The following is a 23,516-nucleotide window of genomic DNA, read 5'->3' as shown; positions in this document are numbered from 1 at the left end:
GGTGCTGTTCCTGCTGTTTTAGTACCTTATTTCTTTTGCGGTTCTTTAATAGTAATGTTTGTAACAGCAGGTAGGATCTCTAAGTAATCTACGTATTTATTTAGTAGGGTGCGTTAGCGTCAGCGTAACGCACCTTATTCACAATCAAAATGGTGCGTTACATTTCAATAACGCACCCTACAATTAACTAATTATAAGCCTCCATCGGTAAACAAGAACAAACAAAATTCCTATCCCCAAAAGCAGCATCTATCCTACCCACACTTGGCCAGAACTTATATTCCTTATTCCACAGTGCAGGATAAGCAGCTTGTTCACGGGAATAGGGATGATTCCACTCACCAACAATCAAACTTTCCGCAGTGTGAGGGGCATTTTTCAAAAGATTATCGTGAATATCCATTTTACCAGATTCAATTGCGGCAACTTCCTCACGAATCGCAATCAAAGCATCACAAAATCTATCTAATTCCTGTTTAGATTCACTTTCCGTTGGTTCTACCATAATTGTCCCCGCAACAGGCCAAGAAACAGTAGGTGCATGAAACCCATAATCCATTAACCGCTTCGCAACATCATCAATTTCAATCTGCGCTGATTTCTTCAAACTTCGCAAATCTAAAATACATTCATGTGCCACCAAACCATTTTTTCCCTGATACAAAACCGGATAATATGACTCTAATTTCTTAGCCATGTAATTAGCATTCAAAATGGCGATTTTGGTTGCTTGTGTCAACCCATCTGCACCCATCATGATAATATACATCCAGGAAATTACCAAAATACTCGCACTACCCCAAGGTGCAGCCGAAACAGCACCACTTGATTTTGGATTTTGGATTTTGGATTTTGGATTATTTTCCTGTATTGTCGTCACAAAATGTCCTGGTAAAAAGGGGACGAGGTGGGAAGCGACACCAATGGGACCCATACCGGGACCACCACCACCATGGGGAATACAGAAGGTTTTGTGTAAGTTCAAATGACAGACATCTGCACCAAAATCACCAGGACGACAAATACCCACTTGGGCATTCATATTAGCGCCGTCCATGTAAACTTGTCCACCGTGACTATGAATTACCGCACAAATTTCTTGAATTGCTTCTTCAAATACCCCATGAGTTGATGGATATGTCACCATTAAAGCTGATAATTCATGACTATGTTTTTCAGCTTTGGCTTTTAAATCTTCAACATCAATATTACCTTGTTCATCACAAGCAACTCCCACAACTTTCATTCCACACATTACCGCACTTGCAGGATTTGTACCGTGTGCTGATTGCGGAATTAAACAAATATTTCTGTGTCCTTCTCCGCGACTTTGATGATATTCATGAATTACCAACAGTCCCGCATATTCACCTTGAGAACCTGCATTTGGTTGTAAGGAAATTCCCGCAAAACCTGTGATTTCTCCTAACCATGCTTCTAGTTGTTGGAACAGGATTTGATAACCTCTAGTTTGAGAAATTGGCGCAAAAGGATGGATTTTCCCAAATTCTGCCCAAGTTACGGGAATCATTTCTGAAGTTGCGTTTAACTTCATGGTGCAAGAACCCAAGGGAATCATTGAAGTTGTTAATGATAAATCCTTGCTTTCTAGTTGATGTAAATAACGTAATAATTCCGTTTCTGAATGATAACGGTTAAAAACTGGGTGAGTGAGATATTTACTTTCACGAGGTAATGGGTAATGGGTAATTGGTAATTGGTAATTGGTAAGAGAATTAAGTTCTGTCTCACTGAAAGGAAATTCATCTTTCAATGCGAAAATTTGCCAAAGGTCAATTAAATCTGCTTCTGTCGTAGTTTCATCTAAAGAAATACCAACTGTGGAATTATCAAAAATTCTCAAGTTGATATTTCTCTCGTTTGCAGCGTCGAGAATTGCTTCTAATTTCGTATTTCCTAATTCTACCCGCAAGGTATCAAAGAAGTTTTCCGAACTGATTTTATAACCTAACTTTTGCAAACCTGCTGCTAAAGTTGCGGTAAGTTCATGGATATTTTGAGCGATCGCTCTCAGTCCGTCCGGTCCATGATAGACTGCATACATACTCGCCATCACTGCCAATAAAACCTGGGCTGTGCAGATATTACTGGTGGCTTTATCTCTGCGGATGTGCTGTTCACGGGTTTGCAACGCCAAACGTAAGGCAGGTTTACCATTCACATCTTTTGATACCCCCACAATGCGCCCTGGAACAAGTCGTTTATACTCTTCCTTCGTGGCAAAATAAGCAGCGTGTGGTCCCCCAAATCCCAAAGGAATACCGAAGCGTTGGGTACTGCCTACGGCAATATCAGCCCCTAATTCACCGGGGGGTGTGAGTAATAATAAGCTCAGAGGATCTGCGGCTACAGTCACCAATGCACCCTGAGCATGAGACTTTGTGATAAAATCGCAGTAATCGTAAATTGTCCCGTCGGTTGCGGGATATTGCAGAATCGCACCAAAGATAGTTTCGGAAAAATCAAAGGTTTGATGATCACCGATAATGATATTGATGCCTAAAGGTTTTGCGCGTGTTTGCAATACATCAATGGTTTGAGGATGACATTCACTAGAAACAAAATAGTTATGGGATTTGTTTTTGCACACACCATAACTCATACTCATGGCTTCTGCGGCTGCTGTCCCTTCATCAAGTAAAGAAGCGTTAGCAATTTCCAACCCCGTTAAGTCAATAATCATGGTTTGGAAATTTAACAACGCTTCCAAACGTCCTTGGGCAATTTCTGGCTGATAAGGGGTGTATGCTGTATACCAACCGGGATTTTCTAAGATGTTGCGTTGAATGACGGTAGGGGTAATACAGTCATAATATCCCATGCCGATAAATGAGCGATAAACTTGATTTTTATCCGCTATTTGCTTTAATTTTGCCAGTGCTGCATATTCGCTTTGTGCTGCTGGTAGATTTAGGGTTTGATGAAACCGAATTGCCTGTGGTACTGTTTTATCAATGAGATCATCAAGGTTGGAAAGACCTAATATATCAAGCATTTGCTGGATATCATCAGGGTTTGGTCCAATGTGTCTTTGTGTAAAGTTGCTCAATGTGCTGGTTTGAGTGCGCGGGGGATTAGCTACCACAAATCGTTCTCCAAGGAGTTCTGTATTAATATATTGTAATGATCACTTTTGGATATTAGGGTTTTTTCTAAATTTTGTTTCGCGCAAAGGGGCAAAGGAGCAAAGACGCAAAGGAAGAAAGAAATCTGAAGTTTAAGTATTGGTGGAATTTATTGATTGGTAATGTTTCCATTTTTGCTGTAGTCGCTTTCTTTTTTCTGGTGTTAGGGTATGGAAACAGTGGGGACAGGAAATATTTTTTTCATATTCTGGGGAGGTTTTATCTGTTTCGGAAATGGGATATCCACAAGCAAAGCATAATTCCTGATTTCCTGTTTCTAAGTTATGACTAACTGTGATTCTTTCATCAAAAATAAAACATTCTCCTTCCCATAAACTTTCTGTTTGGGGAATTTCTTCTAGATATTTGAGAATGCCTCCTTGGAGCTGATAAACTTCTTCAAAACCTTGAGAAAGTAAATAAGATGAGGCTTTTTCACAACGAATTCCTCCAGTACAAAACATGGCTACTTTTTGATGTTTTTTGGGATCAAGATGTTGTTGTACATATTCGGGAAAATCTCTAAATATTTGAGTTTGCGGATTTTCTGCTCCTTTGAAAGTCCCAATGGTGACTTCATAATCATTGCGGGTATCAATGACTGTGACTTCTGGGTTGGAAATTAAATCATTCCAATCTTCAGGTTTGACATAAGTTCCTACTTTTTCCGCAGGGTTCACTTCTGGTAATCCCAAAGTCACAATTTCTGGCTTTAACCGAATTTTCAACCGTTCAAATGGGGGAATTTCTGTGTAAGATTCTTTATGTTCTATATCTGCAAACCGTGAATCATTACGAAGAAAGGCTAAAACTGTGTCAATTTGCTGACGAGAACCAGCAATTGTGCCGTTAATTCCTTCCTGTGCTAGTAAGATAGTTCCTTTAATTCCTTCTGACTCACAAAAGGATAATAAGGCTGCTTGCAGTTCATTACAATCAGGTAGACTCACAAATTTATATAGTGCAGCAACAACTGTCTGATTTTCTTGGTTCATAGTCTTGCCAAATTAATAATAATAGTTTATGATAATGTGGTTATGTAAAATCAACCCTTTTTACATAAAAAACAGACTTGGGGGTTTAGCTCAGTTGGTAGAGCGCCTGCTTTGCAAGCAGGATGTCAGCGGTTCGAGTCCGCTAATCTCCATTAATTATACAAAAGAAAACAGATAAATTCCTTTGCGTCTTTGCTCCTTTGCCCCTTTGCGCGAAACACAATTCATCTATCTATGTTTAAATACTAGTGAAAAGTTATTTGCTGGCATGGGGTGAGTTTGGTGCAATGTCAGGTTTTGGGCTTCTGCGGCTTTTACTACATCTTCTAAATTACGCACTCCCCAATCTGGATTCTGTGCTTGTAAAGACTCATCAAAATCAGCGTTACTGGGTGCGGTATGTTCTCCATTTTGTTTATAGGGACCATATAAGTAGAGTATACCACCAGGTGGCAGAATCCGTCCAGCCCCTGCCATTAGTCCTAAACAGGCTGACCAAGGGGAAATATGAATCATGTTAATATTGACAATGGCAGAAATAGGTGGTTGTGGTATTATCTCTTTTTCCACAGGCCAAATTGGTGAACTTGCATCTAAATCTAGGGGTGGCTGCATGGCTTCACAGGGGAGAAATTCAGCCCACGCGCTAATACTAGCACGCAGTTCTGGGTTAGGGTCGGAAGGTAGCCATTGTCGAGGTGCGAGGTGGTAGGAGAAAAATGTAGCGTGTTCACCTGTGCCACTGGCTATTTCTAAAATAGTCCCATGTTGAGGCAATATTTGTAAAAGCAATTCTAGAATCGGTTCGCGGTTGCGCTGGGTTGCGGGGGCAAATTTTCGCTGGTCTGCGGGTGTGTTCATTATGATTATGATAATTAAATTAGCAGCGATTTCTCAATTTTAGCTTTTTTCGCCATATCACAGGAGAACAACTTGCCTAAATCTATTCATTCCACCCAACCACCGCTGAAATTTATCCCTCAACGGCATAATCCCTTTGTTGTGAAAATTGTATCTTGGTTTTTGCCTTTTATTTTGCGGGTGAGAACTAGACCTTGGCTACCTGCGGGTATTGTTAATGTTGAAGCTAAAAATGCGGAAGTATTAGCCAAGTTATACCACGATTTTCAAGCAGGTAAGGTCAGATTTTTAATTGCTTTTCGTCACCCCGAAGTGGAAGATCCTTTATCTATGTTATACCTGTTATCACGGATTGTTCCCAAGGTGGCAAGAGAAAAAGGAATTAGTCTCAAATACCCTGTTCACAGTCATTTTATGTATGAACGGGGAATGACTTTATGGGCGGGAAATTGGTTAGGATGGTTATTTTCTCGACTTGGTGGTGTGCCGATTCGTAGGGGAAGACGCGTAGATAGAAATGCTATCCAAATGGCCAGAGAATTATTTGCTAATGCAGAAATGCCGATTGCGATCGCTCCTGAAGGTGGTACAAATGGACATAGTAGCATAGTTAGTCCTTTAGAACCTGGTGTGGCACAATTGGGTTTTTGGTGTGTGGAAGATCTAAAAAAGGCTAACCGCGAAGAACAGGTTTTTATTATTCCTATTGGTATTAAATATAGTTATGTTAATCCCCCTTGGCAAAAAATAGATCGGCTTTTATCTAAATTGGAAGCTGATAGCGGTTTACCTATAACGGAACTTAGTCAAACTGGAAAGGACAGGGAAGGAATTTTATATCAGCGGGTTTTGCGTTTAGCTGCATATCTAATTTCGGAAATGGAGGATTTTTATCACCGTTTCTATCATCAGGATTTTCCGGAAATTATCACTTCAGAGATTCCTATAAATAAATTGCTAACTACTAGATTACACCGTTTGATGGACACTGCTTTGAAAATCACAGAAAAGTATTTTAATCTTCAGTCTCAAGGTAATTTTATTGATAGATGTCGTCGTTTAGAAGATGCTGGTTGGAATTATATTTATCGAGATGATATTGCCGATATTCCCAGTTTACCACCTTTCAAACGTGGTCTAGCTGATTGGATAGCCCAAGAAGCTGATTTAAAAATGCAGCACATGAGAATTGCTGAAAGTTTTGTGGCTGTTACTGCTAATTATATTCTCGAAAAACCCACGCCGGAAAGATTTGCAGAAACGCTTTTATTAATGTTTGATATGTTGTCTCGCATTCAGGATTCTACTTTACCAGGAAGGCCACGTTTAGGTTTAAAACAATCCATGATTTTTGTTGGTGAACCGATTAATGTGAATACAAGATGGGAAGGTTGTCAGGGGAATAAACAAGCTTTGCGTAAGGGTGTTAGTGAGTTGACGCAGGATTTACAAGTGATGTTGGAGGGGTTGATTAAGGATTAAGTTCTACGCTCCAGGCACATCACTACATCAATATAAAACGTTGACAGAGTAGGCACGAATGGCAGTGTCTACAGTTACAATTGTTAAATTGTGTTGTAAGGCTTGACAAATCAAAATCCTATCAAAAGGATCACGATGTAATAATGGCAAATTTAAGAGTTGAGCAACACTTTCCTCATCTAAAGTTAGAGTATTAATAAGGTGTTTTTGACGCTGTTTGGGAAGATAAATTTCAGGAGATTCTGGTAAAGGTAATTTTCCCAATTGATATTTAACAGTTACTTCCCAGACAGAAACACAACTTAAATATACGTCGTTGTTTAAATCCCGAATGCTATTCTGTAAATAAGTTGGTAATCTTTGATCACCACTAATGAACCATAAGAAAATATGCGTATCCAATAATAGTTTCATTTAGCCTCGAAACTATTCAAAATATCTTCAGGTAAAGGAGCATCAAAATCATCTGGAACGGTAAATTCTCCAGCACACAAACCATAAGGTCTGATTTTTTGAGAAGTAGGAGAAACTGGTTTAATTTCTGCAATTGGCTGACCTGCTTGCATGATAATAATACTCTCCCCTGCTGCTACTTGGTGAAGATAGCTAATTAGATTTTGTTGAATTTCATCAATTGTTAGGGTTAGCATCAAATTATTTTGAGATGAACTAATCTACTTTATTATATAATCACAAATCTGCAATTAACCTAGCCTTTCTCAAGAAAAATTTCAGTACGGTTTCCTCGCGGGAAACAATATCAACTCTACCTTCCATTCCCAATTGAATGTGACAGGGATTTTTCTCTTTACCTAAAACCAAAGTTTCTGGTTTAATAGTCACCTCATAAAAGGCATTTGGGGAAGTTGCTTTTGGACTAGTATTAGGACGAGAACTCGCCTCATTTGTGCTATTTTGTCGGGGAGTAATAGCATCTGGAGAAATTGCCTCCACTTTGCCATTGAGAGTACCATAATCCGGGTAAGGACAAGCACTAACTCGCATTTGGACTGGTTGACCTATTTTGAGCTTACTTTTCGCTTCAGATGGCACTGCTGCCTTAATAATCTGATTAACATTGTTAGGGACAATCTGCAATATCTCCTCCCCAGGACGCACCGTTTGACCAGAATTACGCAAGTTGATTTGAGAAATAATACCATCAGCCGTAGCCGTAATGGTAGTTTGATTTAGTTCAGTTTCCACTTGTTTTAGTTCGCTAGTATCACGTTCTAGCTGTTTTTCAGCTTCCATGCGTTGCTTAATCATCGCTTGATATTCTTTCTCTAACGCCGCTTTGTTACTTTCACCAGCAGCTTGCTCTTGGGCTATGCGCTCATTAGCAATTTTAACTTCAGCCTTACTGGGATTTAAGGCAGCTTTAGCACGTTGCTTTTTAGCGATCGCAACAAATAGTGCTTGTTCTTGCTGTTTTGTAGCTAACTGTGCTTCCTCTAATTGATTCTTAGACAATGCTTCTGCTAGACTCTCATATCGCTTTTGCTTTAACTTCGCTACATTCAAAGCTGCTTCAGTGGAATGAAGGTTAGCATCAGCTTCTTCAAGTTCAGAAATAGTGGTAATTTGTTTATCATGATATTGTCGTTGATGATCGCTTAATCCGGCTTTGGCAGCATTAATAATCCGATTAACTTTATCAGTTTCGGCTCTAATTTGACTGTCAAGAATTTGCATTTGAGCATGAATTTGTAATATTTGCAATTTACCTTGCTGAATATTAGTTTGCAGTTGATTTTTTTTAGTTTGCAAACGAGAGTCATCAATAATAGCAATCTGATCTCCTGTTTTCACAACTTGATTTTCTTTGACATAAATCTGCATAACTTTACCTTCAGTTGCAGCCTGGACAATTCGCAATTCTCCAGATGGACGCACAACCCCCTGTCCTTGGATTGTCACCTTATATTTAGCGACTGCGGCCACAGGAATAGCTAGTCCGAGAACGCAGAGAATAAACATACCGCCAAAGGTAGTCCAACGAGCAATTGGAGGTAGGAATTCATCTGTTTGAATAGGGGGTAAAAAGTCGTTGTTGTTAGTCATGGTTACTCCAAAATTTACAATGTATGCAGAGCAGCAAAATTCTCGTTCCCATACTCTGTATGGGAATGAATTCTAGAAGGCTCTGCCTTCCTTCAATAACATTAGAGGCAGAGCCTCTGTGATAGCATTCCCAGTCAGAGACTGGGAACGAGTTATATAATCCTTAATCTAAAAAGTCTAAATGTTCGCCAGGAATTTTAGATAAATCTGCTGGTGTGCCTTGGACTTTTAACCGTCCTTGTTCTAAAAATACAATCCAATCTGCACACTGGATTACCTTGGGACGGTGACTAATTAAAATAGTGGTTTTACCCTGACGATATTCTAAAAGCCTCTTGAGTATTTGCGCTTCACTCACTGGGTCAAGTGCGCCCGTAGACTCATCTAAAATCAACAGAGGTGGGTTAGTAACGATGGCTCTAGATATGGCTAATCTTTGTTTTTGTCCTCCCGAAAGATTAGCTCCAAATTCTCCTAAAACAGTTTGATATTTATCAGGTAATTCGCTAATAAATTCATCTGTTCCAGTAATTTGACAAGCCTTGACAATTTCCTCAAAACTGATATGAGGATAGCTAAAATGGAAATTGTCAATAATAGAACGACTCCAAAAATGTGGTTCTTGAGGAATTAAAATTACCTGCTGTCTAAGACATTCCAAAGAGATATCTTGTTGATTGTAAAGTCCATAACGAATATTTCCTGACTGCGATTGATATAAACCAGTCATTAATTTCGATAGGGTACTTTTACCACAACCAGATTTACCAATTAAAGCAATGACCTGACCACCAGGAATAGTTACAGAAAAATCTTGCAATAAATCAACTCTACCTGTGTGGTGAAAATTAATTTCTGTGCAAGTAATCTCTGCATTAGCAGGAATTTCTACCCACTGTTTTTTCAAATCATTTTCATCTTCTGGAGTCGCATCAATAACTTCTGTCAGCCGTTGAATAACTATTTGGGAAGTGATAAACTCATCTACTAAACCAATAACAGAACTTAAAAAGCCGAGAAGATTACCACTCATCCCGTTATAAGCCATCAATTGTCCAATTGTTAAAGTCCGATTAATTACTAAATAACTACCAATCCAGAGAATACCAATATTAATAAATGTCGAAAGAATATTTGTAACTGTGCTGCTATAAAGTCCTAGCTGCATAGTAGTCCAGGACAAGTTAGCCAAACGACCAAAATTTCCTTGATATTCTTCCCAGGCTTGGGGTGTAGCTTGGGTAGTTTTTAAGACTTGTACTCCTCGAAATGTTTCCACCAAAAAGCCTTGGTTTTCTGTACCAGAAACAATCATATTGCGGGTTTTCTGTCGCAGTGCTGGTAAAAAAAGCCAGTTGACACCCGTAATTACGATAAATGCAACTATAGAAGCTAGAGTTAACTCCCAAGTATAAAAGAGCATAAAGCCCAAGGAGACAACAGCAATAAAAAATTGACTGGGTAATCCCAAAACAATTTGGGAAACTAAATTATTGATAGCGTGAACATCTGCAATGCGGCTGACAACTTCCCCGCTACGTCGTCCTTCAAAATAAGATAGGGGTAAGTGTAAGAGTTTGCGCCCATATTCTAGGATTAATCCTAATTGCAATCTTTGTCCGAAATGACCAATTAGGTGGGATTGGACGAAACTAATGGCGCTTTTAATTAAGTTCATGGCGATAACGCCAATGGCGACGGTGGTTAATAGTTGGGTATCTCCACGCACTAGGACATCATCGGTGAGTAGCTGCATCATGAAGGGAGATGCGAGGGAAAGCAGACCAATAGCGATATTTAGGGAAATGGCTTGGGCTATAATAAAGCGATAGGGGTAAATCCGTTGCAGATAACGACCAAAACCAGCAATTTTATCTGATTCTTGTTGATAAAAGCGGCTTTCATCTGGAAGCAGCAGCAACATCACCCCATTATTCCAACCTGTAATTAATTCTTGGTGAGTCAAGTAACGAATACCAACGCTGGGGTCGCCAATGACATATTTATTACCCTTCTGCCCGTATAATACTACCCAGTGGTAGCCTTTCCAGTGAATAACCGCAGGGAGAGGAGTTTGATCTAATTGGTTGATGAGTTGAGGAGAGGCTTTAACTTGTCTAGTATGGAATCCCAGGGCTTCTGCACCCCGTCGTAATCCCAATAGAGTAGTCCCTCTCGCCCCAGTACCAACAGCTTCGCGCACTCGATTGAGGGTAAATGTGCGTCCGTAGTGTTGGGAAATTGTGGCTAAAGCGGCTGCACCACAATCTTCTTCACTGTGTTGAAGGACTATTTTGTATTTCATTTTCTGGTGTGATTGTTGGAGAGAAAATTACATACAGTGAAATAAATTAACTGTATTGAAATAAGCTGTTACGCACCTAAATTGTATAATTCTAAAATGGTTAAATCTTGTGGGGCGGGCAAGATGCCCGCCAGACTTATCCAAATTAAATGCACAACAGCTTAGACTGTATTTATCTGAGACTAGTGGTCTGTCAAGTTTATTTTGACGGGTAATGATAGGAAAAACTTCTATTCTTCCCTCCCCTGCCTCTCTGCCCCCTACTTGCCTTCACCTGTCATTTTTAGGTTCGCACACTAGAAGCGCTATAACCTCGAATACTTATTTGATCTCCAGTTGAAGAAAAACTATAACTTCCCGCATTATCTAATTCTTCTACTTTTGGCTTATATGGATCACCTACTATCGAATCGTAAAGTACGTTTGCAGCATTATAAGAGCCTTCTTTTCCAGGCTGTAAAACTACTCTTTTCGGGTTAGCGTTAAAGCTAAGAATGTAAAAAGTTATAGGCCTCTCTGTATCATTTATTAAATTAAGCCCTCCAGTAAATATCGAAGCTTCATCATCGGTTAATTCATGAAATAATTCGCTATTGAAAGCGTTTAAAGAAACGTCGTACTCTGTGTTTATTCCTAACATGGTATTACTCCAAAAATAATGAAGAGATATAGTCAAGTTATTTGACTTGACCTTATTGAATTAGGATTTACGTAGAAATTTTTATTTGCCATATAAACAGAGGTTCTTACCTATATGGCGTTTATCCTGAATGTCATAGAAGACTAACAATTCCTACACAGTAGTTGTTCTTGCAGAGTAGACATAAAGCCATGAAGCAAAAGTTGTTCCTATTGGAAATAATAGGAGTTAACTTGATTCTTGGGGCGAAAATTACAGTGATAATGTAGATTAGGTTTTGCTGTCGCTCAACCCGACCTACATATAGAAATGGTATTACCGCTCCGATGATTAGACTTTAAGCGACGAGTTCCAGCAATTCCAAATTCAAAATTTTTAGAAGCTGGAACCCTTGATATCTCGTTCAAATCAAGGCTCATCAAAGAGGCCTGATCGGCTGAAATGGCGTAAAATCGTTCTAAATTCGGAATTACTGGACGATTTCGATCATATTGGGATCAGCAGCTTTGGTTATAAATTGATATGTTTTACCATCTTTCAATTCCTTTCTTTTCACATTTATTGCATTCGGGTTAATATCTTTATCGAAGACTATTACCCCACCAAACTCGGTATCGAAGTTTTGTTGGTTGCCGGGTTGTATCAGCATAGGAACATCATCCAGTGAGTAGCCAACATTGTTACTTGTGTTATTTACAATCGTAAACATTTTGCCACCAGAAATTACTTCCGCAGATTGTTCGTCAATTTCTTCCACCAAACCAAAACTTTGCAAGATGCTTTGGTTGTTTAACAGGGCTTTTTCTGCTGTGATAGTCATTTGATTTTCTCCTAAAAGTTGGTGTTTAGGAAATACGCGCAAGATTTAAAAGATGTGTGTACACAGAGAGAGGTTTTAAACTCTCCCTGGGGGTTAGGTCATGGGCTGATTTTTCCACATACTCCCTTCCCAATGTAGAATTAGAAATCAATTGAGTGGGAAAGAACAATACCTATGCCAATTTTCTAAATACACAGGTCCCAAACCCAATAAAATCCTTACGATATCAATAGGGTTTGAGGGTATTGGCGTTGGCGAAAGTATTGAAGGGAGTAACGCTAAAAATCAGATTAGCATATATACAATCTGTTACTACCATTGCCACCATTGCCATTGTTGCTACCACCATTGCCACAATAGCCACCGTTGCCATTGTTGTTGCCACCATTGCCCCGCCAACCGCCGTTGCCGTTGTTGTTGCCACCATTGCCACCCCAACCGCCGTTGCCGTTGTTGTTACCACCATTGCCACCCCAACCGCCGTTGCCGTTGTTGTCACCACCATTGCCGCAACAACCACCAGAAATTATTTCGGCAGCTTGTTCGTCAATTGCTTCCACCAAACCAAAGTTTTGCAAAATGCTTTGGTTGTTTAGCAAGGCTTTTTCAATTGTGATAGTCATGTGATTTTCTCCTAAAAGTTGGTGTTTAGGAAATACGCGCAATATTTACAACCTTGATGTCATAGAAAACTACCAGCCCCCACGCAGTAGTCGTTCTTGCAGAGAAGACATCAAGGCAAAAGACAAAAATTATCTCTATTCAGAATAATGGAAGTTAACTTTTTTGTGTCAGGATTTATTTCCAGAAAATATGATTAACTTTCCTATTTTTAATATATCATAAAATGAATATTTAGCAACACAAACAATACAAACTTTATTTTTTATTCCGATTTTTATAGAATATTAAGAACCCCTCTACAAACATCTTTTCTAACCCTTATTCGAGGAGATAAAAGAGAAGATACTTTGAAATATCCCTTGCTATAGTAGGGGTTTAGGTCATAATCTGATTTTTCACATAATGTGAAAAATCAGATTATGATACTGGGACGATATTAGTATCATAGGGATTGCTAGTGTCGTCTTTAAATTCATATTTTACTGTCTCATCCAACGGCATAGATTTAGGCTGATAGTGGAAAAATCTCTCATCAGCATCAAATTCAATTATTCCTGTATCGCTAGTATATTTCCGTTCTTGACCTGGTATAATTAGATAATAAGAATTATCTAATCTGTGATAAATGAAGCGGTTTGTATTGTTTTTAACTGTAAATTTCTTGCCACCAGAAATTATTTCCGCAGCTTGTTCGTCAATTTCTTCCACCAAACCAAAATTTTGCAAGATGCTTTGGTTGTTTAACAGGGCTTTTTCTGCTGTGATAGCCATTTGATTTTCTCCTAAAGGTTGATGTTTAGGAAATACGCGCAAGATTTAAAAGATGTGTGTACATAGAGAGAGGCTTTAAACTCTCTCTGAGGGTTAGGTCATGGGGTCATGGGCTAATTTTTCCACATAACGCCAAAAGTTAGATCAGCATATATAATACCTGTTGGGATCATAGCCACCGCGATTGCAATTATATCTATTGTTACCCCAACCGCGATTGTCATTATATCTATTGTTACTCCAACCGCGATTGTCATCATATCTATCCCAATCGCTATTGCAACAACAACCGCCAGAAATTATTTCCGCAGATTGTGCATCGAGTTTTTCAACCAAAACCAAATTTTCTAAGATGCTTTGGTTATTTAACAGGGCTTTTTCGACTGTTATAGCTGTTATAGCCATTTGAATTTCTCCTAAAAGTTGGTGTTTAGGAAATACGCGCAATATTTATAACCTTAATGTCATAGAAAACTACCAGCCCCCACACAGTAGTTGTTCTTGCAAAGTGGACATCAAAGTAAAAAGCAAAGGTTTTATTTTGAGGGGATATTATTCACTCCTCTATTTTCAGTATATGAGGAAAAGAAGATTTTTCAAGTGAATTATACAATTTTTATTTTTTCTTTTGTTTTTCACTTTATTGTGATAAATTCTGGATTATTCTATCGTTATTAGCTCATTTTCGATGGAAAAACTGTTTTAAAAAATACTGTTTTTGAGATTTAACTTGAGTTTCAATCTAAAATATCCGGTATAAATGTTATCTTTCGTGTTTATCCTTCAGTTTTTTCACGACCATTTCTTTCACGTTTGAGACTTTCTTCCAACGCTTCAATTTGTTCACGACGGGCTTCTAATTCTAAACTACGACGGGCTAAATCTTGATTTTGTAAGGTTAAACTTTGCTGCCAATTCTCTATTTTTACCGCTTCTTGTTTGAGAAACTCAGGAGTAATTCCTGTAGAAAGATAGATTTGCACGAGATTAATTACCCAATCAGTAGCATCTTCAATTGTTTCAATTTCACCTGTAGGAGATAGTTTAACTAAGACTAATAATTTATTACTTATCGTGTTATCCTTTCCTGAAAGAATTAAACTTTCTTCCGAAATTGTTAACCAAAAGTTCTGTGATTCTTGTCGTGCTAATAAACGTAATTGATATTGATATAAAAAATCATTTTTATGTACTTGGGCAAGATATAACATAATTTTTAAGGAATAGGTAATAGGTAATAGGTAATAGGTAATCTTCCCAATCACCAATCACCAATCACCAATCACCAATCACCAATCACCAATCACCAATCACCATCTACGATAACGTCTCTAGACGTATGCGTAAAATTTCCGCTTGTTTTTGTGCTTCTACTAAGGTCTCCCTTGCAGTCTGAACTACATCTGCGGGGGCTTTATCCACAAATTTAGAATTGCTTAATCTCGCACTTAAAGATTCCACTTCTGCTTCGGCTTTTTGCAAGCTTTTCTCCAGTTTCGCACGAACGACTTCAATATCTACAACTCCTTTTAAGGGAATTACTACCTGTACAGTCCCGATAACACCAGCAATGGAATTTTCTTTTTCCTGGGGTACGGTTGGTAGTAATTCTGGTTCAATTGGTGTTTCACTGGGTGGAAAGTATTTTGCAAATAACTCTTCTCTTGCTTCATATTTGAGTAAATAGCGGATAATAAACCAACCTACATAACCCAAACCAATTATTTCAAAGCTAGTCCCAAATACGGGAATATCTAACGCAGTATTTCCCACAAATATAGCTACTTTTAAGCTAATAAGGGCAACAACTATTAAAGCAATGATCTTGATTCCACCCCAATATTTATTATCTTCAATTTTTGCAATCTCTTCGGGAATCACAACAGGATTAACATCAACAATTGTTAAAGTTTCCACTTTGGCTAAATCTTGAATATAAGTCTGTCCCGCAGTGAGAATAAATCTTTCACTTGCGCTTTCACTTTGCAAATTTGCAGTAATTTTTACCCCTGGTTTAATATCTGCTTCTGCCCGTAAATTGCGAATTGTGCGAATTGTGCCAATCAATAAATCAAACTGTGTTTCCAAAGCTGAATCAATCAGATTATCATCGGCTTCAGGATATGCTTGTAAAGGTAAAAGTTCAGGATTTTCTGCGGGTTGTTGAGTGAGAGTTTGCCAAATTTCCTCAGTAATATGGGGCATAAAGGGATGGAGTAATTTTAAAATCCCTTCTAAAATGTAGGCAATGATTTGTTGGGCAACTTTGCGAGATGTGGGTTCTGCATCTTTCTGTAATCTGGATTTAACTAATTCAATATACCAATCACAGAAATCACCCCAAATAAATTCATAAAGTCCTTTTGCTGCTTCCCCTAAACCATAATTATCAATGTCATGATTTGTTTGTTTAACAACTTGGTTGAAACGGGAAACAATCCACTTATCACTCAATTCTGTGGGAACTGGTTGACCTAATTGGGCTGGAGTTTGTCCATCCAAATTCATCATCACAAATCGGGCAGCATTCCACAACTTATTGGCAAAATTGCGAGAAGCTTCGACAGAGATAGATTCATCTTTTTTACGGTCATATTCTAAGCGAATATCTTGACCTGCACCGGCAACTTCCTTAATTAAGGTATAGCGTAAAGCATCAGTTCCATATTTGGCAATCAACAATAAAGGATCAATTCCATTATTTGCCGATTTCGACATTTTCTTATTATTTTCATCTCGCACCAAACCATGAATGTACACAGTTTTAAACGGCATTTTTCCGGTAAAATGTGTTCCCATCATTGTCATTCTGGCTACCCAGAAAAAGATAATATCAAAACCAGTAACGAGGGTAGCAGTAGGATAATATGTGGCTAAATCTTCGGTTTCTTCAGGCCAACCTAAAGTAGAAAATGGCCACAGTCCCGAAGAAAACCAAGTATCTAAAACATCGGGGTCTTGAACTAATTTCACATCTTCCCCAAATTGGACTTTGGCTTTTTGTAGCGCTTCTGCTTCATTGCGGGCGACAAAATAAGGTGTGGAGTCGGTAATTTCTCCTTCAGTTTCGCTGACAGCATACCAAGCGGGGATTTGATGCCCCCACCACAACTGGCGAGAAATACACCAATCACGTAGATTTACCAACCAATCACGATAAACTTTATGCCAACGTTGGGGGACAATTTCGGGGGAATCTTGGTTATCGAGGAAATCTAAGGTTTTATCAGCCAGGGGGCGGATTTTTACAAACCATTGGGTAGAAAGCAGAGGTTCAACAGGGACTTTTCCGCGATCGCTATAAGGTACTGTATGTTTATATTCCTCAACTTTGACTAAAACGCCCTCAGCTTCTAAACGGGCTACTAAATTTTTCCGCGCCACAAAGCGGTCTTGACCTTGGAACTCACCCGCATTTTCATTTAACGTGCCGTCCTTGTTCATAATATTAATGAACGGCAAATCATGACGTTTACCCATTTCAAAATCATTGGGGTCATGGGCTGGAGTCACTTTTACGCAACCTGTGCCAAAAGTCGCGTCCACCAATTCATCACCAATAATCGGGATTTCCCGGTTCATAATTGGTAAAGTCACGGTTTTCCCAATCAGGTGTTTATATCTGTCGTCATGGGGGTTAACAGCCACACCTGTATCACCTAACATGGTTTCGGGGCGAGTTGTCGCCACTTCCAGAAAGCCAGAACCGTCGCTGAGGGGATAACGGAAATACCACAGATTCCCATTTACCTCTTTGGGTTCTACTTCCAAATCAGACACCGCCGAACCAGAAGCAGGACACCAATTGACTAAATAATTACTACGATGAATTAATCCTTCTTCATGGAGGCGAATAAATGCTTCTAAAACAGATTTTGATAAACCTTCATCTAAAGTAAAGCGTTCCCGCGTCCAGTCTACGGACACCCCTAAGCGTTTTAACTGATTAATAATTGTGCCGCCGGATTCCGCTTTCCATTGCCAAGCCCGTTCTAGGAACTTTTCCCGCCCTAAATCATGGCGAGTTTTGCCCTCGGCTTTAAGTTGCTTTTCTAAAATCGTTTGCACGGCAATGCTGGCGTGGTCAGTTCCCGGTAGCCACAGGGTGTTCCGTCCTTTCATGCGGTGGTAACGCACCAGGGCATCAATCAAAGCCCCTTCAAAGGCGTGACCCATGTGCAAACTGCCAGTCACGTTCGGTGGAGGGATAACGACGCAGTAGGGTTCGCCCTTGTGGTTGGGGTCGGCTTTATAAACTTGGTTGTCTTCCCAGAATTTTTGCCATTTGGCTTCTGTGGAAAAGGCTTCGTAAAGACTGGGGAGATTAGGAATAGTTAAGGTCATGCTGGGAATGGTAAGTTTGTAAGGATTCTACTAAATTTTGCCACAGGCTTAGAAAATCTTTGTGATTCAGTTCTGGTTAATTAACAATAGACATCTCCGAAAAAGAATGTAGAGACGTTAAATAGATCCTCACTACAATTTATAAGCGATTATAGTTTTTACTTCTATAGGACTTCTATTTGATTTTTGGCGTTGCTGATTTGAGGTATGAAAATGATTTTTGATGATTTCAAAACCCTTGTAGAGACCTTCCATGGAAGGTCTCTACACCTAAATTCATACCTGGTTTCAGCAACGCCTGATTTTTGATAGCTTGCGTGGCGTAGCCATGACTCAGTAGGTATCAATTCTGTCTTTCCTGTTCCCTGTTCCCTGTTCCCTGACCACACAAGTAAATTCACATTTATTAATACAGAGTAGTGAATCGTTGTGTAAATTTTGCCCAGGAATAAGTAAGTCGGCACGATAAAATCAATATACATTTTTTTCGTAAAAACCCTTAAATAACCTATCTATAAGGTATTTGTCGAATTTACATTTCGTTACATATGTTGATTGTTTAACGCCAACTTACTTATATTAACTCAAATTGTTAAGTAGGTCATAAATTAAAGATTGAGTGAGTATAACCCATATAAATTCAATTATTTGACCAATAATGGCGTTTATTGAGGTGCGAAAAAGTAGGACTTTTGGAATATTCATTGACGATAAATAACGCTAAAGTTCTATCTTGATACCAAGCATAAACAAATATTTCAATACTCGAACTGTAGGGTATTGAAATATTTGTTACCTAAAATGCCATAATTATCACTGTTGTATCCTTGACGTTATACAATTTAGATTAGTATCGTTACGGAAAATTTATGTCAATAAGCTTTTCCGTAACGACTAGTCAAGCCTCTAGGCAAACAGATGAAAAAATTTCTTAAACTACTGACAACAACAGTATTGGCAATTACCTTATTGCTAGTAGATGGTTTACCCTTTATGAGTCAGGGTGTAGCCCTAGCTCAGACCTCCACAAAGCCCAATATCTTAGTGATTATGGGTGACGATATTGGCTGGTTCAACATTAGTGCCTATAACGACGGTATTATGGGCTACAGAACCCCCAACATAGATAAACTTGCCAAAGAAGGGGTTCGGTTCACAGATTTTTACGGTGAACAAAGCTGTACAGCCGGTCGGGCTGCCTTTATCACTGGACAGGCTACCATCCGTACTGGTATGACTAAAGTGGGGATACCGGGTGTTACTATTGGCTTACAGGCAGAAGATCCAACCCTGGCAGACCTACTGAAACTTGAGGGCTACACAACCGGTCAATTCGGCAAGAACCATCTTGGTGATTTAGATCAGTTTCTACCCACAGCCCATGGATTTGACGAATTTTATGGCAACCTTTATCACTTGAATGCTGAAGAGGAACCTGAGAACGAAGACTATCCACCTGTGGGTAAGGATCCATACTTAGATGCCGCGCGTCCAAGGGGTGTACTTCATAGTTATGCAGGTAAAGATTCTCATCCATCATCATTATGCAAAGGTAGTCCTTATCTAGGGTCAGACAAGCCGAAGGATATAAGTCCTGATCCTAATAAATCTGAGCTTAATGAAAAAACTCTTGATCAACGAATCTGCGATACTGGTCCCCTAACTAAAGAGCGGATGGAAACTGTAGATGAAGAGTTTTTAGGGGCCACAAAACAGTTCATTACAAACGCAAAAAACGAAGAAAAGCCGTTTTTTGCCTGGTTTAATACCACTCGTATGCACGTCTTTACCCACCTAAAGGATGATTCTAAGGGAGTAACTGGACAAGGGATTGAAGCAGACGGTATGGTAGAACATGATGGTCAGGTTGGTGAACTTGTTCAATTTATCAAAGATCAAGGCTTAGACGATAACACTATCATCATCTATACCACAGACAATGGCGCGGAAGTATTTAGCTGGCCAGATGGTGGTACAACTCCTTTCCGTAGCGAAAAGAATACTAACTGGGAAGGTGCTTTCCGTATTCCAGCTATCATCCGTTGGAAGGGTCATATTCCTGAAGGTGTTGTCTCTAACGATATTATGTCTCACCTAGACTGGGTGCCAACTTTGATGGCTGCGGCTGGTGTGACAGATATCAAACAGCAACTTCTTAAAGTCAAAGACCGAAAAGAACCCATTAAAGAACCCATTCCTACAAATAAATATGAGGAATTTGCTGACGAAAACAAGGGTGTTCACTTAGACGGTTACAACTTCTTACCGTACTTAACAGAGACAAAATCATCTCTAAGAACAGAATATCCAAATGAATTCTGCCATGACATAAATACGGAAACAAGACAGCCTGATAGTAAAGACCCAATTTGTTCACCTCGTCATCAGTTCGTCTACCTCACAGATGACGGCTATCCAGCAGCAATGCGCTATGATGACTGGAAACTGTTGTTTAGTGAGCAGCGTGCAGAAGGCTTTAATGTTTGGGAAGAACCCTTTGTGGAGTTGAGAGTTCCTAAGTTATTTAACTTACGCCGTGATCCTTTTGAGAAAGCTTACGTAGAGTCCGATAATTACGTTGATTGGCGTTTCCGTCGAATTTTCTTAATTGGTGATATGCAGATACGTCTAAAAGAATTTTTGGATACATTCAAGGCAGATCAATATCCTCCTCGTCAAAGACCTGCTACTCTTAGTGTGAAGTACATGGTGGATGAGATCCTCAAAGACATACAGAAGACATACCCGACAGGGGGCCAATCTGAGCCTTTAGTTATGTCCAGCGAAGCAAAACTACCATCAGAGTTTGGTGTAGTTGTTGACCAACTAGGTAAAATTGTAGACAAGTTGAGAACCATTTCTAATAAGTGAGTCTACTCAGTGGTTAATTTTTTGACTACACTACGGTGTAAGCAAAATTAAAAGTTAGGAGGATCTCTGAAAGGCTATTGATCCTTGATCCTCCTGATTTTCTTGACAAAAATCTTACCTACATTCAAGGAGAAATATAATCATGTCTACCGTATTAAATTCTTGGAACGATACTAAGAATAAGGCAGAAATCATAAAATTTGTGGAAAAAATCACTACACAAGGACCTGATTTTGTGCCAGTGGAAGATCGTATTGCTGTTTTTGATAATGATGGAACTTTATGGGCTGAACGACCTAATTATTTCCAAGGAGACTTTATAAAGTCACAGACTGAAGGAGAAGAAGCAGTAAGAAATGTAATCAAACCAGATTTAAGTCAATTTCCTGAAAATATCCGCAAGGCAATAGAAGATTCTGAGGGAAATAAAGATTGGGAAGGGATTAAGTTTCTTGTTGATGCTTTCCAACAAATCTCAACAGATGAATACATCACAAAAGCTGGAGAATTTGTTAAACAGAATCACAGTTCTATTTCTTTCAAGGATGACGGTCAGGACTTTGTTAGGTTTGATGCTCCATATATAGACCTAACTTTTAAACCTGTAATTGAGTTAGTCCAGTATCTCCAGTCAAAGGAATTTCAAGTCTATATTTGTTCTGGTGGTGAGGTTCATTTTGTTCGCTCTTTTGCCGAAGAAGCCTACGGTATTCCCCCTCAAAATATCATTGGTTCAGCCTTCTTCAGATTGTTTGATCAGCAAGATGGTGGAGTGTTGGTGCGTAAACCGATTCTATGTCAGTATAATGATGCAATGGGTAAACCATCAGGAATTGAACTTCATGTTGGCAAAAGACCAATTATTGCAGTGGGTAATTCTAGTGGTGATTACCAAATGTTTCAATATACTAGTGCTGACAAAGATAAATCTTTGATAGTATTGATCAATCACGATGATGAAGAACGTGAATATTGCTACAATAATGTTCCCTACGCAGGAGATAGTGAACCTCTGAATCAATCTCTAGACCATGCTCAGGATCATGAGAATTGGCTTGTTGTCAGCATGAAAGATGACTTTAAGACGATTTTTGAAAAAAATCCACCGCGACTATCAGCTTCAAAAAGTAAAGTTGCAAAAACTTCAATACCATCGGAGCTTAGTGCAATGATTCAGCAACTAGACAAGATTGTAGACAAATTAAAAGACCTTTGTAACTGAGTTCACCCGGCTGTTAAATTTTTGAATACACTGCGATGTAAATAATATTAGAAATCAGGAATATTTGTACAGATATTAATCTTTGATATTCCTAATTTTCTCTAAAAAACGTATTACTATTAACCATTAATAGTAATTAGTAGCTTGAGTAATATCCACCTGACAAAGATTTAAATCAAGAGATTGTATTGTTTAAAAATGAAAATAGTTATGAAAAATATTTGGTTAAAATCACTAATTCTTAGCTTGTTAATCATAGGCCTGTTTTTCGGGTTTTCCCCAGAAGTCAAGGCATCTTCTCCAGAACATAGCTGTCCAGAGGGAATGGTATTTATTCTTGGTGGAACTTTTAATATTGGTTCAGATGCTCACTACGATTCAGAACGTTCTGCTGAAGATATTACCGTTAATAGTTTTTGTATGGATAAATATGAAATTACTAACGCCAAATTTGCCCAATTTGTCAAAGAAACCGGCTATATTACAGTGGCAGAACGTCCTTTACCAAAAGATCAATTTCCTGGTTTATCAGATGATAGTAGAAAACCGGGTTCTTTAGTCTTTCAAATGGCAGACCCAGAAGCGAAAAGAGTCCGCCATTTAAGCTGGTGGAAATGGACTTTAGGGGCAAATTGGCGACATCCTTTCGGACCGGATAGTAATATTAATGGTAAAGACAATTATCCAGTTGTTCAAGTTGCCTATGAAGATGTTAAAGCTTATACCGAATGGGCAAAGATGTCACTACCAACAGAAACCCAGTGGGAATATGCGGCTCGTGGGGGACTCAATCATGCTATTTATAGTTGGGGTGAACAATACTCGGAAAAGAAAGCTAATACCTGGCAAGGATTATTTCCAGTTTTCAATACTAAAGCAGATGGTTATATTGGCACCGCACCTGTAGGGTCTTTTCAACCTAATGGTTATGGACTATATGATATTACGGGTAATGTCTGGGAATGGACTACTGATTGGTATCGTCCTGGTCATGACCATAAGAGTCACACTTCAAATCCTCAAGGTCCTTCTAAACAAGAAAGCTTTGACCCAAGAGAGCCAGGAGTTGCTAAACACGTTATTAAAGGTGGGTCTTATCTATGCGCTCCTAATTATTGTAGTCGCTATCGTCCTGCGGCCAGGGAGTCTCAATCACCAGATACAGGAACAACACATATTGGTTTTCGTTTGGTAAAATTACTTAACTAATTATCTGCGCTTCCTGGCTATATAAGAGGATGTTTGAAAAGTGGTATTCCGTAATTTTCATCACATTGCTACCCCCCTTAGTCCCCCCTTGTAAAGGGGGGAAACAATAAAAATCCAGTTCCCTCCCCTTTACAAGGGGAGGGTTAGGGTGGGGTAAAAAAT

Annotated in this window: 18 protein-coding genes and 1 tRNA gene; 5 read left to right on the top strand and 14 right to left on the bottom strand. The window is 39.0% G+C overall.

The window, feature by feature from the left end; all coding sequences use genetic code 11:
* Positions 1 to 187: 187 nt before the first annotated feature.
* Positions 188 to 3,106, bottom strand: a complete 2,919-nt coding sequence (gene gcvP, locus PN450_RS06155) for an aminomethyl-transferring glycine dehydrogenase (protein WP_271835743.1) — start codon at positions 3,104 to 3,106, stop codon at positions 188 to 190.
* Between the two features lie 132 nt (positions 3,107 to 3,238).
* Positions 3,239 to 4,141 (bottom strand): oxygen-dependent tRNA uridine(34) hydroxylase TrhO, encoded by a 903-nt coding sequence (gene trhO, locus PN450_RS06150; protein ID WP_148761050.1) that lies wholly within the window; start codon positions 4,139 to 4,141, stop codon positions 3,239 to 3,241.
* 79 nt (positions 4,142 to 4,220) lie between these two features.
* On the opposite strand from trhO, the gene PN450_RS06145 reads away from it, so the two are divergent.
* Positions 4,221 to 4,293, top strand: a tRNA-Ala gene (locus tag PN450_RS06145).
* A 76-nt stretch (positions 4,294 to 4,369) separates the two neighbouring features.
* Here PN450_RS06145 and PN450_RS06140 read toward each other — a convergent pair.
* Positions 4,370 to 5,002, bottom strand: coding sequence for a DUF938 domain-containing protein (locus PN450_RS06140; protein ID WP_148761048.1), 633 nt, complete (start codon positions 5,000 to 5,002; stop codon positions 4,370 to 4,372).
* A gap of 72 nt (positions 5,003 to 5,074) precedes the next feature.
* On the opposite strand from PN450_RS06140, the gene PN450_RS06135 reads away from it, so the two are divergent.
* Entirely contained in the window at positions 5,075 to 6,484 is a 1,410-nt protein-coding gene (locus tag PN450_RS06135; RefSeq protein ID WP_271835742.1) for a lysophospholipid acyltransferase family protein, read from the top strand.
* Positions 6,485 to 6,511: 27 nt separating this feature from the next.
* On the opposite strand, the gene PN450_RS06130 is transcribed toward PN450_RS06135, so the two are convergent.
* The 11 genes from PN450_RS06130 to PN450_RS06080 form a co-directional block, all read right to left on the bottom strand.
* On the bottom strand, positions 6,512 to 6,898 hold the full coding sequence (locus PN450_RS06130; protein ID WP_168634040.1) for a type II toxin-antitoxin system VapC family toxin: 387 nt from the start codon (positions 6,896 to 6,898) through the stop codon (positions 6,512 to 6,514).
* Positions 6,895 to 7,134 (bottom strand): type II toxin-antitoxin system Phd/YefM family antitoxin, encoded by a 240-nt coding sequence (locus PN450_RS06125; RefSeq protein WP_148761042.1) that lies wholly within the window; start codon positions 7,132 to 7,134, stop codon positions 6,895 to 6,897. The genes PN450_RS06130 and PN450_RS06125 overlap by 4 nt, the downstream gene beginning before the upstream one ends.
* Positions 7,135 to 7,174: 40 nt before the next feature.
* Entirely contained in the window at positions 7,175 to 8,548 is a 1,374-nt protein-coding gene (locus PN450_RS06120; RefSeq protein ID WP_271835741.1) for an HlyD family secretion protein, read from the bottom strand.
* A gap of 163 nt (positions 8,549 to 8,711) precedes the next feature.
* On the bottom strand, positions 8,712 to 10,853 hold the full coding sequence (locus PN450_RS06115; protein WP_271835740.1) for a peptidase domain-containing ABC transporter: 2,142 nt from the start codon (positions 10,851 to 10,853) through the stop codon (positions 8,712 to 8,714).
* 283 nt (positions 10,854 to 11,136) lie between these two features.
* Positions 11,137 to 11,493: a hypothetical protein gene (locus PN450_RS06110; protein WP_271835739.1), complete on the bottom strand. Its 357-nt coding sequence runs from the start codon at positions 11,491 to 11,493 to the stop codon at positions 11,137 to 11,139.
* Between the two features lie 469 nt (positions 11,494 to 11,962).
* On the bottom strand, positions 11,963 to 12,313 hold the full coding sequence (locus PN450_RS06105; protein ID WP_271835738.1) for a hypothetical protein: 351 nt from the start codon (positions 12,311 to 12,313) through the stop codon (positions 11,963 to 11,965).
* Positions 12,314 to 12,603: 290 nt separating this feature from the next.
* Positions 12,604 to 12,936: a hypothetical protein gene (locus tag PN450_RS06100; protein WP_271835737.1), complete on the bottom strand. Its 333-nt coding sequence runs from the start codon at positions 12,934 to 12,936 to the stop codon at positions 12,604 to 12,606.
* Between the two features lie 418 nt (positions 12,937 to 13,354).
* Positions 13,355 to 13,708 carry a hypothetical protein gene (locus PN450_RS06095; RefSeq protein ID WP_271835736.1) on the bottom strand — a complete coding sequence of 118 codons (354 nt, stop codon included), beginning with the start codon at positions 13,706 to 13,708 and terminating at the stop codon, positions 13,355 to 13,357.
* 144 nt (positions 13,709 to 13,852) lie between these two features.
* The gene (locus PN450_RS06090; protein WP_271835735.1) at positions 13,853 to 14,113 is read right to left on the bottom strand and encodes a hypothetical protein; all 261 of its coding nucleotides are present in this window, start codon (positions 14,111 to 14,113) and stop codon (positions 13,853 to 13,855) included.
* A 371-nt stretch (positions 14,114 to 14,484) separates the two neighbouring features.
* Positions 14,485 to 14,919, bottom strand: coding sequence for a hypothetical protein (locus tag PN450_RS06085; RefSeq protein ID WP_271835734.1), 435 nt, complete (start codon positions 14,917 to 14,919; stop codon positions 14,485 to 14,487).
* A 106-nt stretch (positions 14,920 to 15,025) separates the two neighbouring features.
* Positions 15,026 to 18,052 (bottom strand): valine--tRNA ligase, encoded by a 3,027-nt coding sequence (locus tag PN450_RS06080; protein WP_271835733.1) that lies wholly within the window; start codon positions 18,050 to 18,052, stop codon positions 15,026 to 15,028.
* Positions 18,053 to 18,970: 918 nt separating this feature from the next.
* Here PN450_RS06080 and PN450_RS06075 point away from each other — a divergent pair.
* The 3 genes from PN450_RS06075 to PN450_RS06065 all read left to right on the top strand — a co-directional run bounded on the left by PN450_RS06075 (position 18,971) and on the right by PN450_RS06065 (position 23,354).
* Positions 18,971 to 20,923: an arylsulfatase gene (locus PN450_RS06075; RefSeq protein WP_271835732.1), complete on the top strand. Its 1,953-nt coding sequence runs from the start codon at positions 18,971 to 18,973 to the stop codon at positions 20,921 to 20,923.
* A 142-nt stretch (positions 20,924 to 21,065) separates the two neighbouring features.
* Positions 21,066 to 22,145, top strand: a complete 1,080-nt coding sequence (locus PN450_RS06070; protein WP_271835731.1) for an HAD family hydrolase — start codon at positions 21,066 to 21,068, stop codon at positions 22,143 to 22,145.
* A 210-nt stretch (positions 22,146 to 22,355) separates the two neighbouring features.
* Complete coding sequence (locus tag PN450_RS06065; RefSeq protein WP_271835730.1) at positions 22,356 to 23,354, top strand: formylglycine-generating enzyme family protein; 999 nt, start codon at positions 22,356 to 22,358, stop codon at positions 23,352 to 23,354.
* Positions 23,355 to 23,516: the final 162 nt, after the last annotated feature.

Origin of the sequence: Dolichospermum lemmermannii CS-548, assembly GCF_028330815.1 — a bacterium.
GTDB lineage: Bacteria > Cyanobacteriota > Cyanobacteriia > Cyanobacteriales > Nostocaceae > Dolichospermum > Dolichospermum lemmermannii.
The sequence above is the reverse complement of the archived record's forward strand: the minus strand, read 5'-3'. Positions and strand labels throughout refer to the sequence as shown.